We start from the raw sequence: 15,088 nt of genomic DNA on the forward strand, positions 1-15,088 counted from the left end.
CCGTACCTCTTTTTTTTTCTGCCCCCCCCCCCCCATCCACCCCCCCCCCCCCCCCCCCCCCCCTCCCCCCCCCCCCCTCCCCCCCCCCCCCCCCCCCCCCCCCCCCCCACCCCGGAGACATCCGCCCCGTCGCTGCTTCGGCAGACTTGCGGCCGCACCGGTCGCGGCACCGGCGCCGGGGAGGCGTCCCGTACCGGTCACGGAACCGGCGCCGGGGAGGCGTCCCGTACCGGTCACGGAACTGGCGCCCGGGAGGCGTCCCGTACGAGTCACGGAACCGGAGCCCGGGCGTCGGCCCCCCGCACCGCGCCACCCGTGCCCCACCACCCTCACCCCGCCGGCCGGGTCAGCCGTGCCGGTGGCGCCGGCCCCGCCGGGCGGGTTCGTTCATGTCGTCCAGGCCGTCGCGGGCCGGCCGGCCCGCTCCCCGTGGGCGCGGCCGGTCAGGGTGACGCCGCGGGCCGGGGCGCCGCAGGCGGTGCGTCAGCCGCGCTCCGCGAGCGTGCGGCGGAACGCCAGGCACTCCTCGTACAGCGGCAGGATTCCCGCGTCCCGGGCCTGGGCCAGTGTCGGGCCCTGGGCGTCCTTGGCGGACAGCTCGGGCGGGCCGGTCACCGGCCACTCGATGCCGATCTCCGCGTCGAGCGGGTGGACGGTCCGCTCGCGTTCGGGGGCGTAGCCCTCGGAGCAGAGGTACGTGACGGTCGCGTCGTCGGTCAGCGCGCAGAATCCGTGGCCGAGCCCCTCGGAGAGGTAGACGGCCTTGCGTTCCCGGTCGTCGAGGCGGACGGCCTCCCACTGCCCGAAGGTCGGCGAGCCGACCCGGACGTCGACGATCACGTCGAGTACGGCACCGCGCACGCAGGTGACGTACTTGGCCTGGCCGGGCGGCACGTCGGCGAAGTGGATGCCGCGCACGACACCGGCCGCGGAGACGGAGAGGTTGGCCTGCTTCAGGTCGAGCGGGTGGCCGACGGCCTCGGCCATGTGCTCGGCCTTGTACCACTCCAGGAAGAGACCGCGGGCGTCACCGTGCTGCCGGGGGACGAACTCCCACGCGCCTTCGATGCCCAGGGGGTTGATCTTCATCGACACGGTCCGTCCGCCCTCAGGCCTCGTGGGTGAGCAGGTTGAGAAGGTAGTCGCCGTAGCCGCTCTTGGTCAGCGGCTCGGCGAGGGCGCGCAGTCGCGCGTCGTCGATGTGTCCGGCACGCCAGGCGGCCTCCTCGATGCAGCCGATCTTCATGCCCTGGCGCTCTTCGACGACACGCACGTACTCGGACGCCTGGACGAGCGACTGGAAGGTTCCGGTGTCGAGCCAGACGGTGCCGCGGTCGAGGACCGAGACCTGGAGTTCGCCCCGGTCCAGGTAGTACTTGTTGACGTCGGTGATCTCCAGCTCGCCGCGGGCGCTGGGCTTGAGCTCCTTGGCGATCTCGACGACCCGGCTGTCGTAGAAGTACAGGCCCGGCACCGCGTAGCGGGACTTGGGGTGCTCCGGCTTCTCCTCGATGGAGCGGGCGCGGCCCTGCTCGTCGAAGTCGACGACGCCGTACGCGGACGGGTCGGAGACGGCGTGCGCGAAGACGACGCCGCCGTCGGGCTCGCTGTACCTGGCGAGCTGCCGGCCGAGGCCGACACCGTGGAAGATGTTGTCGCCGAGGATCAGCGCGACCGGCTCGTCGCCGATGAAGTCCTCACCGATGACGAACGCCTCGGCGATTCCGTTGGGGTTCTCCTGGGTGGCGAACCGGATGTCCAGTCCGAGGTCGCTCCCGTCCCCCAGCAGCCGCTCGAACTGCGCGCGCTCGTCGGGGCCCGTGATGACCAGGATGTCCCGCACGCCCGCCATGATCAGGGTGGACAGGGGGTAATAGATCATCGGCTTGTCGAAGACCGGCATGAGCTGTTTCGACACGGCACGGGTGATCGGCCACAGCCGGGAGCCGGTACCACCGGCGAGCACTATTCCACGCATGGGAAGGCAGACTACGTCAGCCGTGGAGCCGCTCCTCGGGTGCCGGGGGTGAGAACGGCCACTGAACCACCCTTGAACGACCACTGAACGGTGTCGGTCGGCGTGCCCCTAGAATGCTGGCTCTTATGAAGATTCTCGTCACCGGCGGCGCCGGGTTCATCGGTTCACAGTTCGTGCGGGCGCTGCTGCTCGGACAGCTGCCTTCGGGCGAGGGCGCCCAGGTCACCGTCCTGGACAACCTGACCTATTCCGGCAACGAGGAGAACCTCGCGCCGGTGGCCGGCCTGGCCGGTTACGCGTTCGTCCGCGGTGACATCCGCGACTACGGCACGGTCGACGACGTGATGCGCGGCCAGGACGCGGTGGTGCACTTCGCCGCGGAGTCGCACGTGGACCGGTCGATCACGGACTCCTCGCCGTTCGTCACCACGAACGTCCTGGGCACCCAGGTCCTGCTGGACGCCGCGAAGCGCCACGGTGTGGGCCGGTTCGTGCACGTGTCCACGGATGAGGTGTACGGCTCGATCGCCGAGGGGTCGTGGACCGAGGACTGGCCGCTGGCGCCGAACTCCCCGTACTCGGCCTCGAAGGCCGGCTCGGACCTGCTGGCGCTGTCGTACCACCGCACGCACGGCATGGACGTCGTGGTCACCCGCTGCTCCAACAACTACGGGCCGTACCACTTCCCCGAGAAGATGATCCCGCTGTTCACCACGAACCTGCTGGACGGCAGGAAGGTGCCGCTGTACGGCGAGGGCCTGAACGTGCGCGACTGGCTGCACGTCTCCGACCACTGCCGGGGCATCGAGATGGCGCTGCGCGGCGGCCGGGCCGGAGAGGTCTACCACATCGGCGGCGGCACCGAGGTCACCAACAAGGAGCTCACCGGTCTGCTCCTGGACGCCTGCGGAGCGGGCTGGGACATGGTCGAGCACGTCGCCGACCGCAAGGGCCACGACCTGCGCTACTCCCTGTCGATCGCCAAGATCCAGGAGGAGCTCGGCTACACCCCGCTCGTCACCTTCGAGCAGGGCCTGGCCGACACCGTCCAGTGGTACCGCGACAACCGCGCCTGGTGGGAGCCGCTCAAGGCGAAGGCGGCGCTTCCGGCATGACCCGTTGGCTGATAACCGGCGCGGGCGGCATGCTCGGCCGTGACCTCACCGAGGTGCTCACCCAGGACGGGACGCGGTCGGTCACCGCGACGGCCCGCAAGGACCTGGACGTCACCGACCCCGCCGCGGTCCGCGCCGCGGTGGCGGGCCACGGCGTCGTGGTGAACGCCGCCGCCTGGACCGACGTGGACGGCGCCGAGGCCGACGAGACCGCGGCCACCCGGGTCAACGGCGAGGGTCCACGGGTGCTCGCCGAGGCCTGTGCCGCCGAGGGCGCCGTACTGGTCCAGGTGTCCACCGACTACGTCTTCCCCGGTGACGGCACCGAGCCGTACCCGCACGACGCCCCGACCTCGCCGGTCAACGCCTACGGGCGCGGCAAGCTCGCCGGTGAACGGGCGGTGACGGAGCTGCTGCCCGAGCTCGGCTACGTGGTGCGCACGGCGTGGCTGTACGGCGCGCACGGGCGCAACTTCGTCTCGACCATGCTGGACCTCGCCGCCCGGCGCGAGACCGTGGACGTGGTCGACGACCAGCTCGGCCAGCCCACCTGGACCGTCGCGCTCGCCCACCAGATCGTGGAGCTGGGCGAGGCGGCCCTCGCGGGGCGCGCCCGGGCAGGCGTCTACCACGGCACCGCGTCCGGCTCGGGCACCTGGTTCGACCTGGCACGGGCCACGTTCGAGCTGGCCGGTCTCGACCCGGAACGGGTGCGTCCGACGACCTCGGAGAAGTTCGTACGGCCGGCCGTCCGGCCCGCGTACAGCGTGCTCGCGCACGACCGGTGGGCGAAGGCGGGTGTGGCGGTGCAGCCGCACTGGCGCGATCAGCTCTCCGCGGCCCTGGGGACGATGACCGCGAAGGGGCGGGCGGGCGCGTGAGCCTCCTCGACCGCATCACCACGGCGCTGCCGCGGGGCACGGCCTTCGTCGGCGCCGGAACGGCGGTGCTCGGCGTCGCCAGCTACGTCCACCTCGCGGCGGCGGGCCACACGCTCGCCGTCGACGACATGGCGAGCTTCTCGGTCCTGTGGACCGTGGTCTCCTCCATCGGCCTCGGGCTGTTCTTCCCGGTCGAGCAGGAGATCACCCGGATCGTGGCCGGCCGCGTGGTGCGCGGCGACGGGGTCATGCCGGTGCTGCGGCGCGGCGCGGCGCTCTCCCTCGGGCTGCTCGCCGTGGTCCTCGTGCCGCTCGCGCTGTTCGCCCAGGACGTCGCCGACCTGTTCTTCCACGGGGACACGAGCCTGGTGCTGGCGCTCGGCGGCGCCTTCACGGCGCTGGCCGTGGCGTACGTGACGCGGGGTGTCCTCGCCGGTCTCGGCCGTTTCGAGGCGTACGGAACGCAGCTCGGCCTGGACGGCGGGCTGCGCATCGTGCTGTCGGCGGGGCTCGCGGTGGCCGGTGTGCAGTCGGTGTTCGCCTTCGCGGCGGTGCTGACGGTGGCGCCGCTGCTGGCCCTGCTCGCGACGATCAAGCCGGTCTTCCGGGGAGCGCGGGACGGGACGCAGGCCCAGTGGCGTGAGCTGATCGAGCACCTGGGGCTGCTCGTCGGCTCGACGCTGCTGGCCCAGCTGCTGGTCAACATCGCGGTGATCAGTACGAAGGTGATCGCGACCGACGACGACGCCCTGGTCGCGGCGCTGCTGTCGGCGCTGGTCCTGGCCCGCGTGCCGCTCTTCGTCTTCGGCGCCTTCCAGGTGTCGCTGCTCGCGGGGCTGTCGGCGGCGGCGGCCGAGGGCGACACCCAGGGTTACCGGCGGCTGCTGGTGCGGGCGGCGTCCGTCACGGCCGGGCTCGGCGTGGCCGGCGGCATCGGCGCGGTGGCCCTCGGGCCGGCCCTGCTGCCGACGGTGTTCGGGGCGCCGGACGTGCTCGGGGCGGCCGACTTCGCCTGGCTGTCGCTCGGCACGGTCCTGTACATGCTGGCCATGGTGCTGGGGCAGGCGCTGCTCACGAGCGGCGGTGCCCGGATGCAGCTCGTGGCGTGGGTCGTGGGAACGGTGGTCCTGGTGGCGGTCACCCTCAGTCCGCTGGAGCTGCGTACCCGGGTCGAACTGGCCTACGCCGCGGGCTCGCTCGCGGTGGCCACCTTTATGACACTCGTTCTTCGCTCTCATGTAAGCTACCGCCCTGTGCGTTCATAGGATGATCACCCTTCCTGTCACTCTCAGTGAGTATGACGACGGACGGTGGAATGCAGTTCGGCGGCCCTCAGCGGTCGTCCGCCCCCTGGTACAGCCCTGATACACCCCCGGTACAGCCCTGGTACACCCCTGGTACACCCCTGGAAGAGTAGACAGGCCCTTTCCATGAGTCGTCCGATACCCCGGAGCGCGGCGTGAAGTTGTGGATGCTGACTTCGGTCACCGGAGTCTTTCTCGTCGCCTGCATCGTCGAGATGCTGCGCCGCCGCAAACTGAAAGAGAAGTACGCGTTCCTGTGGGTGCTCACCGGCCTGGTGATCATCCCGCTCGGTTTCTTCCCGACCGTCCTGGACTCGGTGGCCAGGCTCGTCGGCGTCGCCTCGGGCGTCAGCCTCATCCTGTTCCTGAGCGTGGCGTTCCTCTTCGTCGTCTGCCTCCAGTTGAGCTGGGAGGTCGGCCACCTGGAAGAGGAGGGCCGCACGCTCTCCGAAGAGGTGGCGCTGCTCCGCATCGACGTCCAGGAGCTCCGGGGCCGGCTGGCAGACCACGAGGCCCCCACCGTCTCCGCCGACCAGGGGGTCCAGAAGTGATCGACGGCAAGCGCGTACTGATCATCATGCCCGCGTGGAACGAGGCGGACGGCGTCGCGGAGGTCATCAAGGAGGTCCACTCCACGCTTCCGGGCGCGGACGTCCTCGTCGTCGACGACGGCTCCACCGACGACACGACCGCCGTCGCCCGGGCCGCCGGGGCGACCGTGATGAGCCTCCCGTACAACCTCGGTGTGGGCGGGGCGATGCGCGCCGGCTACAAGTTCGCCCACGACCGCGACTACGACGTGGCCATCCAGGTGGACGCCGACGGACAGCACGACCCGCGCAACGTGCCCGAGCTGCTGGCCCGCCTGGACGGCGACGCCGACCTCGTCATGGGAGCCCGGTTCGCCGGCACCGGCGAGTACGAGGCCCGCGGTCCGCGCCGCTGGGCGATGCTCGTCCTCGCCTTCTGGCTCTCCCGCATGGCGCGCACCAGGCTCACCGACGTCACCTCCGGCTTCCGCGCGTGCGACCGCGACCTGATCAAGCTGTTCGCCCGCTGGTACCCGGCCGAATACCTGGGCGACACCGTGGAATCCACGATCGCCGCGATCCGCGCCGGTTTCCGCGTCGAGCAGGTGCCCGTGGCGATGCGTCCGCGGACGACCGGCACGCCCAGCCAGTCGCCCTGGAAGGCCACGCTCTACCTCGGGCGCATCGGCATGATCCTGCTGCTCGCGTTCAGCCGCGGCACCTCGCTCGGCCTCGCGCAGAAGGGCAAGTAACCCCGGTGCAGACCCTCGACATCATGCTGCCGCACTACGGCGACACCGGGCTGATGCAGGCCGCCGTGAACAGCGTGCTCGACCAGACCGACAAGGACTGGCGGCTGACCGTCGTCGACGACGGCAGCGAAGAAGGCGTACCGGAGTGGTTCGCGTCACTCGGCGACAGCCGGGTCCGCTATCTGCGCAACGAGCAGAACCTGGGGATCACCCGCAACTTCCGCAAGTGCGTGGAGCTGGTGGAGTCGACGCACTTCACCATGCTCGGCAGCGACGACCTGCTGATGCCGACCTACGTCGAGACGGTACGCGCGGCCGTCGAAGCCGAGCCGGGCGCCGCGATCTACCAGCCGGGCGTCGAGGTCATCGACGAGCACGGCAATCCGTCCACCTCGCTGGGCGACGAGGTCAAGCGGCGGCTGTACGCGCCGAAGGACAAGGGCCGCAGGCTGGTCCTCTCCGGCGAACCGCTCGCCGCGAACCTGCTCGGCGGCAACTGGCTGTACTTCCCGTCGATCTGCTGGCGCGCCGACGCCGTCAAGGCGGTCAGCTTCCGCGAGGACCTCTCGGTCATCCAGGACCTGGCCCTGATCATCGAGCTGATCCGGCGGGGCGAGAAGCTGGTCGTCGACCCCGAGCCGGCGTTCCGCTACCGCCGCCACTCCGGCAGCCTCTCCTCGGCGGAGGCCGTCACCGGCGCCCGTTTCGGTGAAGCCGTGCGATTCTTCAACGAGGTCGCCGACGACATGGACCGGCACGGCTGGCCGAAGGCCGCCCGAGCCGCGCGGCGGCACCTGTCCATGCGGCTGCACGCCCTGACCATGCTTCCCGCGGCGCTGCGCCACCGGCACGCGCAGGCCGTACGCCGTCTGCTCGGATACGCCCTGACAAGATCCGAGTAACCGCCCCACCGAAAGGACAAGGCGCCCCGCACCCCGCCTTACCGCACGTCGCCCCACCCCCGTCGGAAGTCCGAGTCTCATGATCCCCACGCAAAACCCCGTGCCCCGCTTCAGCGTCATCGTGCCGGCCTACGGCGTCGAGGCGTATCTCCGCGACTGCCTCGACTCCGTACTGGGTCAGTCGTTCGAGGACTTCGAGGTCATCGCGGTCAACGACGCCTCTCCGGACGCCAGCGGCGAGATCATGGCCGAGTACGCGGCCAAGGACCCGCGCGTCGTGGACGTGCAGCTCGAACAGAACGTGGGCCTGGGCCGGGCGAGAAACGAGGGCATGGCGCGTGCCCGGGGCACCTACCTGATCTTCCTGGACAGCGACGACACGATGCTGCCGGGCTCCCTCCAGGCGATCTCCCACCGCCTGGAGGAGACCGACGACCCCGAGCTGCTGGTCTTCGACTACTCGCGCACCCACTGGCACGGCCGGATCAGCCCCAACGCGAAGCGGGCGGTACTCACCGAGAGCCCGCGCGGCGTCTTCTCCCTGGACGACAACCCCGAGCTGCTCGGACTGCTCCAGGTCGCCTGGAACAAGGCGTACCGCCGCGACTTCGTGGAGCGCTGGGGCTTCGTCTACCCCACGGGCTACTACGAGGACACCCCCTGGACCTACCCGGTCCTGGTGGCCGCCGAGACCATGGCCGTCCTCGACCGGGTCTGCATCCACTACCGCCAGCGGCGCCAGGGCAGCATCCTGCACTCCACCAGCCGCAAGCACTTCGACGTCTTCGACCAGTACGACCTGGTCTTCGCGTTCCTGTCCGAGCACCCCGAGCTCGAACGCTGGCGGGGCGCGCTCTTCGAGCGCATGACCAACCACCTCCGGGTGATCGAGAACAGCCCCGGCCGGCTGCCCGAGGACGCCCGCGCCGAGTTCCGTACCCGCCGGCTGGCGGCCGAGCGGGCCCACCGCCCGGACGACTACCGGGAGCCCCAGGCCGCCAAGCCGGCCGCGCGCCGCTCCGCCGACCGGCTGCCGGCACCGCTGTACTCCGCCGCCCGCGGCGCGTACCGCTCCGTCCGCCGGGGCCGCCAGTTCTCCCGCAGGGCGAAGAAGGCACTGCGCGGCAGGGTCCTGGCGAACTACTACCGGGCCCACCGCCTGCTGCCGGTGAAGGACGACCTCGCCGTCTTCGCCGCGTACTGGAACGCCGACTACTCCTGCAACCCGGCCGCGGTGCACAGGAAGCTGCTCGAACTCTCCCCGCAGACCAAGACGGTCTGGGTGCTGAAGCCGGGCTCGCGCAACACCCCTCCGCCCGGCACCACGGTCGTCCGCCCGGGCTCATGGGGCTTCTGGCGGACGATGGCGCGCGCCAAGTACTTCGTCAACAACGTCAACTTCCCGACCCGCGTGGTCAAGCGGCCCGGGCAGGTCTTCCTCCAGACCCACCACGGCACACCGCTCAAGCGGATGGGCGTCGACCAGGCCGATTTCCCGATGGCCCAGGGCCAGCTGAACATGCGGGCGCTGATGCAGCGGGTCGACCGGTGGGACTACAGCGTCTCCTCCAACAGCTTCAGCACCGCCGTCTGGCAGCGGGCCTACCCGGCCGAGTACACCTCCCTCGACTACGGCTACCCGCGCAACGACGTCCTGGTGAACGCCACCGACGAGGACAGGGTCCGGGCCCGCGAGGCGCTCGGCATCGCTCCCGACGCCAAGGTCGTCCTGTACGCGCCGACCCACCGGGACTACCACGCCAAGCCGCAGCCGATGCTCGATCTGGAGCACTTCGCCCACCGGCTCGGCGACGACTTCACCGTGCTGTCGCGGTCCCACTACTTCAACCTGGGCGAGGGCCCCGGCGCCGCGGAGGGCTCCGGGATCATCGACGTGAGCGGGCACCCCTCGGTCGAGGAGCTGTACCTCGCCGCGGACTGCCTGCTGACCGACTACTCGTCACTGATGTTCGACTACGCGCTCCTGGACCGGCCGATCGTGGTCCTCGCCAACGACTGGGAGATCTACCGGGCCACCCGCGGCACCTACTTCGACATCCACGACATACCTCCCGGCCACGTGGTGGCAACCGAGGACGACCTTCTCGACGTCTTCCTCTCGGGGCGCTGGTGCGACGACACCTCCGCGAAGGCCCGCCTGGAGTTCCGCGGACGATTCTGCGAGTTCGACGACGGCCGGGCCGCGGAGCGCGTGGTACGCCGGGTCTTCCTGAACCAGGAGAACGTGCCGCCGATGGCCCTCCCCTCGGATCGCCCTGGACGCCGCCCCGCGCGCGACTAGAGCTACCGTGTCCGGCGAGTCCGGTCATCGCCGAACACGAACGAAACCTTGAGAAAGGTGCAGTACCCCACATGCCTCCCCGTCTGTCACTGGTTGTCCCCGTCTACAACGTGGAGCTCTTCCTCGAAGAGTGTCTGCAGTCGATCGCGGACCAGACGTTCACCGACTGGGAGGCCATCGTGGTGGACGACGGGTCCAAGGACGGCAGCCTCGCGATCGCCGAGAGGTGGGCCGAGAAGGACGACCGGTTCCGCGTCGTCGCGCAGGAGAACCAGGGCCTGGGCCCGGCCCGGAACAACGGGGTCGCCCACCTGACCGAGGGCACCGAGTTCCTCGCCTTCGTCGACAGCGACGACGTGGTGCTGCCCGACGCGTACGAGCGGTGCATAGCCAGTCTGGAGGCGACCGGCTCGGACTTCGTCAGCGGCAACGTCAACCTGCTCAAGGCCGGCGAGATCCTGCCGTCCCCGCTGCACCGGAAGCGGCTGCGCACCAGCCGCGAGCGGACCCACATCAGCCGCGACAAGGACCTCGTCTACGACCGCACGGCCTGGAACAAGGTCTTCCGCCGGTCGTTCTGGGACAAGCACGCCTTCGAGTTCCCGGGCATCCTCTACGAGGACGCCCCGGTCACGCTGCCCGCGCATTTCCTGGCCTCCTCGGTCGACGTCCTCGGCGACCCGATCTACCTGTGGCGCCAGCGCACCGGCGGCGCCCCGTCCATCACCCAGCGCCGCACCGAGCCGGTCAACGTCCGGGACCGCATCAGGTCCTGCGACACCGTGAGCCGCTTCCTGGCCTCCCGGCCGGGCGAGCGGTACGCCGCGCACAAGCGCTGGTACGACGAGATCTTCATCACCGACGAGCTGCCGCTCTTCATGGCCGTCCTCGACGAGGCCGGTGACGAGTTCCGCGACCTGTTCATGAGCGGCGCCGCCGACTTCCTCAGCCGGGTCGACCCCCAGGTCATGCCCCGGCTGCCGGTCGCGCTGCGGCTGAAGTGCCACCTGATCCTCGAGGGCCGCCTCGACGAGCTCATGGACCTCCTCGCCTTCGAGCGGGAGACCGGCCGGGCCGTCCCGGTGGTCCGCCAGGGCCTGCGCCACTTCGCCGACTACCCGGTGATCGACACGAAGAAACAGGCGGTGCCCCGCTCGATCCTGCGCGTGGACTCCGACTTCTCGGCCCGTGCCCGGGCCGAGGAGGTCGTGTGGCGCGGCGGCCGTCTGCTCGTCAAGGGCCACGCCTACATCCGCAACCTGGCCGCCGGGGAGCCCCAGCGCACGGCCCTGCGCGTGCTGATGCTGCGCGAGGTCGGCAGCCGGCGCACCGTCCTGGTACGGCCCAGCCGGACCCGCGCCGCGCGCGCCACGCAGACGTCCGGACAGTCGCTGCACAACTACGACTGGTCCGGCTTCACCCTCGCGCTCGATCCGGCCAGGCTCAGGGGCCGCGGCGGCTGGCGTGACGGCGTGTGGCGGGTCACCGTCGCCACCGTGCAGCAGGGCCTCGTCCGCCGTACCCGGCTCAAGGCCGGCGAGACCGGCAGCGCCGAGAGCCCCGCCGCGTTCTGGGTGGACAAGGACGTGCGGGTCGTCCCGTTCGTCTCCGACCAGCACCTGTACCTGCGGGTCGACCGGGTCCGCGCCAAGCTGACCGGCCACCGGACCGTGGACGGTGCCCTGGAGCTGACCGGGGTCCTCGGCCACGAGGCCGCCGCCGGCGCCGCCCCGCTCACCCTGGGCCTCACCCACGGCTCCACGCAGGCGGCGCTCGAGTACCCGGTGGAGCGCGGGTCCGGCCAGGAGTTCTCCGTACGGGTACCGCTGGCCGACCTGGACGTCCCCGGCCGCGACTCCGACAACCTCGAGGTCACCGACAAGTGGGCCGCCGAGCTGGTGATCGGTGCCGAGCACCGGTTCCCCGTGGCCGTCGAGGCCGGCAGCGGCGACCTGGGCCGGCAGTACCCGTTCGACGGACGGCCGGCCGCCGCCTGGGGCGGACGGTCCGTCGCCGTCGCCGATGACGGCGCGGGCCGCCTGGCGCTGCGCACCCAGCCCGTCCAGCCCGTGGTCGCCGACCTGTCCGTCACCCCCGAGGGCCGCATCGTGCTGGCGGGCGTGCTGCCCGCGACCGCGGACGGGCGGGTCGAGGTCGTGCTGCGGCACAGCCGGCACGCCGAGGAGCACTCCCACCCCGCCACCGTCGCCGACGGCGTCTTCCGCACCGAGTTCCTGCCGGTGCCCGACAGCATCAGCGAGGTGCCGCTGCGCCAGGGCCGCTGGTACCTGTTCGCCCGCGACACCGCGACCCGTGTCGAGGTGCCGGTCCGTGCCGCACCGCCGGCACTCGCCGACCTGCCCGTCCGCTTCACCGTGCGCGGCCGGGACTACGCCCTCACCCACCGCTTCTCCGACCGTCTCCTCGTCGAGGCGGCGCCCGACCTGGGCCCGCAGGAGGTGGGCTGGTTCCGCCAGCGCGAGATGCGCACCGGCGTGTACGCACAGGCGCGCACGGCTCCGCTGCGCGACACGGTCCTGTACGCCTCGTTCTCCGGCCGCCAGTTCTCGGACTCGCCGCGCGCCGTCTACGAGGAGCTGCTGCGCCAGGGTGCGGAACTGGAGCACGTGTGGGTCGTGGAGGACCGCCGCGCCGAGATCCCCAAGGGGGTCAAGGCCGTCCGGCGGTGGAGCCGCGAATGGTACGAGGCGCTCGGCCGCAGCCGGTACATCGTGACCAACACCCACATGCCGCACTGGGTCCGGCGCCGCGAGGGCCAGGTCATCGTGCAGACCTGGCACGGCACCCCGCTCAAGCGGATCGGTCACGACATCGGCAGCGTCCAGTTCGCCGACCGCAAGTACCTGTCGAAGGTCGCGGAGGAGACCCCGAACTGGAGTTTCCTCGTCTCCCCGAACCGGTTCTCCACGCCGATCATGAGACGCGCCTTCCAGTACGAGGGCGAGATCCTGGAGTCCGGCTACCCCCGCAACGACGTGCTGCTCTCCGAGAAGACGGAGGAGACGGCACGGGCCGTACGCGAGCGCATCGGCCTGCCGGAGGGCAAGAAGGTCGTGCTGTACGCGCCGACCTGGCGGGACGACCAGTTCTACCGGGCGGGCAACTACAAGTTCGACCTGCGCATCGACATGCGCAAGGCGGCCGAGCGCCTCGGCGACGACCACGTCGTCCTCGTGCGCAAGCACTCCAACATCGTCGACGCGGTACCCGGCGCCGGGGACGGCTTCGTCTTCGACGTGTCCAGCTACCCGGACATCGCCGACCTGTTCCTGATCACGGACGTGCTGGTCACGGACTACTCGTCGCTCATGTTCGACTTCGCGAACACGGGCCGCCCGATGCTGTTCTTCACGTACGACCTGGAGTACTACCGCGACCAGCTTCGCGGCTTCTACTTCGACTTCGAGAAGCAAGCACCAGGACCGCTGCTGCAGAGTTCTGACGAGCTCATCGAGGCCCTCGCCGACACGGAGCGGATCAGCGCCACCTACACGGAGGCCTACCGTGCGTTCAAGGACGTCTTCTGCGACCTCGACGACGGCCACGCCGCCCAGCGGGTGATCAGCCGGATGCTGGAGCTTGCCCACCCCGACCGTCCCACTTCCGAGCCCGCGGAGCAGCGTTGAAAGTCCGAAGAACCTCCCTTGGCGGAGCCCGCCTGAAGGAGCGCCTGGAGCGCATCCCGGCGCGGCGCCGGCTGCCCCTGGCCGTCTACGCCGGCACCCAGCTGATCTTCCTGTTCTGGTGGGCCGCCTTCTACCCCGGCGGGATGAGCTACGACTCCGTCTCGTACGTGTGGCACGTCACCACCGACCACTGGATGTCCAACCACTCGGTGGCCTACGACGCGCTCGTGTGGCTGTCGCTCAAGGCCACGGGCGACCTGGCGGTCCTGACGTTCGCGCAGAGTGTCGCCATGGCGGCGACGCTGGCCTACGTGACGGTGACGCTGCGGAAGTTCGGCGTGCCGGGCAAGTGGAGCGCGGCCGCCGCGATCGCCTGCGCGGCGGTGCCGTCGATCGGCTCGTTCGTCATCTTCGTCTGGAAGGACGTGCCGTTCGTCATCGGCGCGGTCCTGGTGTTCGGTGCGGCCGGGCGGCTGGTGGCGCGCCGGATGCGGGGGATGCAGGACGTCCACGACAAGGAATTCCGGAACGAGATCGCGGTCCTGTTCCTCGGGTTCCTGTCCATGGGCCTGTTCCGCAACAACGGCCTGCTCGTCGCGGTCCTCGCCGTGCCGGTCATGCTGATCGTGCTGCCGCGGATGCGCCGGGCGGTACTCGTCGCCACGGTGGTCCCCACGCTGATCTCGGGCCTGATGAACGTGGCGGTCTATCCGGCGCTGGGGGTGACCACCCCGACGAAGGACCAGGTGTACGCGATGAACTACGCGGACATCGCGGTGGTCTACGGCAAGTACCCGCAGACCTTCACCAAGGCCGACACGGAGCTGATGGCGAAGGTGGCGCCGCTGTCGCACTGGAGCGGCCGGGCCGCCAACTGCTACAACGCCGACTGGGCGATGCGGCCCCCGATGGACCGCCCGGCGGCCGCGAAGCACAACACCGAACTGCTCGACCTGTGGATGCGGGTCCTGAAGCGGTCGCCCGACCAGATGATCGCGGCGCGGCTGTGCCGCTCGCACATCGCCTGGTCGCCGTTCCCGGGTCCGGCGGACAAGGCGGGCAACACCCTGGTCAGCTGGCCGTCGGTGCCGAAGAACCTCTTCGGCTGGGCGGACTGGAACCCCGAGATGCGGGACAGCCCGTACCGTTCCGTCCTGCAGATCCGCCCGGTCAACGACCAGCTGCACGACATCGCCTTCTTCACGTGGAAGGCCAGCAAGGTCCCGCAGCTGGAGTGGCTGCTGTTCCGCGGCGCGATCTGGTGCTACGCGGCGTACGCGGTGCTGCTGGTCTTCGCGCGCCGGCACCGGTCCTGGGCGCCGCTGGGTCTGATGGCGGTCCCGCTGGCGCTCCAGCTGACGGTGGTGGCGGCGAACCCCGCCCCCCTGGCGCGGTACATGTTCGCGCCGATGTTCCTGGGCATCCTGACCCTGCCGCTGATCGGTGAGCGGCTGCGGCACGCCAAGCGGCAACGCGACGCCGTCCGGGCCGAGGGGTCCGACCCGGTGGGCGAGCCGGAGGACGTCCCGTCCGCCGACCGGCACCGGGAGACCGAACCGGCGACCTGACACGGACATCGGCTCGGGACACACCGAAGGGGCCCGCCCACATCCTCACGGATGCGCGCGGGCCCCTTCGGTGTGTCCCGTCCCCCCCCGGTCGTTCCGTCCCGTACCA

11 protein-coding genes are annotated in these 15,088 nt (G+C 70.8%); 9 read left to right on the forward strand and 2 right to left on the reverse strand.

Features of this window, described 5'->3' with window-relative positions; genetic code table 11:
- Positions 1 to 483 precede the first annotated feature (483 nt).
- Positions 484 to 1,083 (reverse strand): dTDP-4-dehydrorhamnose 3,5-epimerase, encoded by a 600-nt coding sequence (rfbC, locus tag ACZ7G3_RS05815; RefSeq protein WP_426603326.1) that lies wholly within the window; start codon positions 1,081 to 1,083, stop codon positions 484 to 486.
- A 25-nt stretch (positions 1,084 to 1,108) separates the two neighbouring features.
- Positions 1,109 to 1,978, reverse strand: a complete 870-nt coding sequence (rfbA, locus tag ACZ7G3_RS05820) for a glucose-1-phosphate thymidylyltransferase RfbA (protein WP_470923450.1) — start codon at positions 1,976 to 1,978, stop codon at positions 1,109 to 1,111.
- Positions 1,979 to 2,103: 125 nt separating this feature from the next.
- Between rfbA and rfbB the strand changes: the two genes are divergently transcribed.
- The 9 genes from rfbB (at position 2,104) to ACZ7G3_RS05865 (ending at position 14,979) form a co-directional block, all read left to right on the forward strand.
- Complete coding sequence (gene rfbB, locus ACZ7G3_RS05825) at positions 2,104 to 3,093, forward strand: dTDP-glucose 4,6-dehydratase (RefSeq protein WP_470923452.1); 990 nt, start codon at positions 2,104 to 2,106, stop codon at positions 3,091 to 3,093.
- On the forward strand, positions 3,090 to 3,974 hold the full coding sequence (rfbD, locus tag ACZ7G3_RS05830) for a dTDP-4-dehydrorhamnose reductase (RefSeq protein ID WP_470923454.1): 885 nt from the start codon (positions 3,090 to 3,092) through the stop codon (positions 3,972 to 3,974). The genes rfbB and rfbD overlap by 4 nt, the downstream gene beginning before the upstream one ends.
- Entirely contained in the window at positions 3,971 to 5,239 is a 1,269-nt protein-coding gene (locus tag ACZ7G3_RS05835; protein WP_470923455.1) for a lipopolysaccharide biosynthesis protein, read from the forward strand. Before rfbD ends, ACZ7G3_RS05835 begins: the two co-directional genes overlap by 4 nt.
- Positions 5,240 to 5,445: 206 nt before the next feature.
- Complete coding sequence (locus tag ACZ7G3_RS05840) at positions 5,446 to 5,829, forward strand: DUF2304 domain-containing protein (RefSeq protein ID WP_426603307.1); 384 nt, start codon at positions 5,446 to 5,448, stop codon at positions 5,827 to 5,829.
- Positions 5,826 to 6,560 carry a glycosyltransferase family 2 protein gene (locus ACZ7G3_RS05845; RefSeq protein WP_426603308.1) on the forward strand — a complete coding sequence of 245 codons (735 nt, stop codon included), beginning with the start codon at positions 5,826 to 5,828 and terminating at the stop codon, positions 6,558 to 6,560. The genes ACZ7G3_RS05840 and ACZ7G3_RS05845 overlap by 4 nt, the downstream gene beginning before the upstream one ends.
- Positions 6,561 to 6,565: 5 nt before the next feature.
- Positions 6,566 to 7,462, forward strand: coding sequence for a glycosyltransferase family 2 protein (locus ACZ7G3_RS05850; RefSeq protein ID WP_470923458.1), 897 nt, complete (start codon positions 6,566 to 6,568; stop codon positions 7,460 to 7,462).
- A 79-nt stretch (positions 7,463 to 7,541) separates the two neighbouring features.
- The gene (locus tag ACZ7G3_RS05855) at positions 7,542 to 9,764 is read left to right on the forward strand and encodes a bifunctional glycosyltransferase/CDP-glycerol:glycerophosphate glycerophosphotransferase (RefSeq protein ID WP_470923460.1); all 2,223 of its coding nucleotides are present in this window, start codon (positions 7,542 to 7,544) and stop codon (positions 9,762 to 9,764) included.
- 71 nt (positions 9,765 to 9,835) lie between these two features.
- The gene (locus ACZ7G3_RS05860) at positions 9,836 to 13,411 is read left to right on the forward strand and encodes a bifunctional glycosyltransferase/CDP-glycerol:glycerophosphate glycerophosphotransferase (RefSeq protein ID WP_470923462.1); all 3,576 of its coding nucleotides are present in this window, start codon (positions 9,836 to 9,838) and stop codon (positions 13,409 to 13,411) included.
- On the forward strand, positions 13,408 to 14,979 hold the full coding sequence (locus ACZ7G3_RS05865; RefSeq protein ID WP_470923464.1) for a DUF6020 family protein: 1,572 nt from the start codon (positions 13,408 to 13,410) through the stop codon (positions 14,977 to 14,979). Before ACZ7G3_RS05860 ends, ACZ7G3_RS05865 begins: the two co-directional genes overlap by 4 nt.
- Positions 14,980 to 15,088 lie beyond the last annotated feature (109 nt).

This window comes from Streptomyces sp. NPDC037271, from assembly GCF_055603605.1.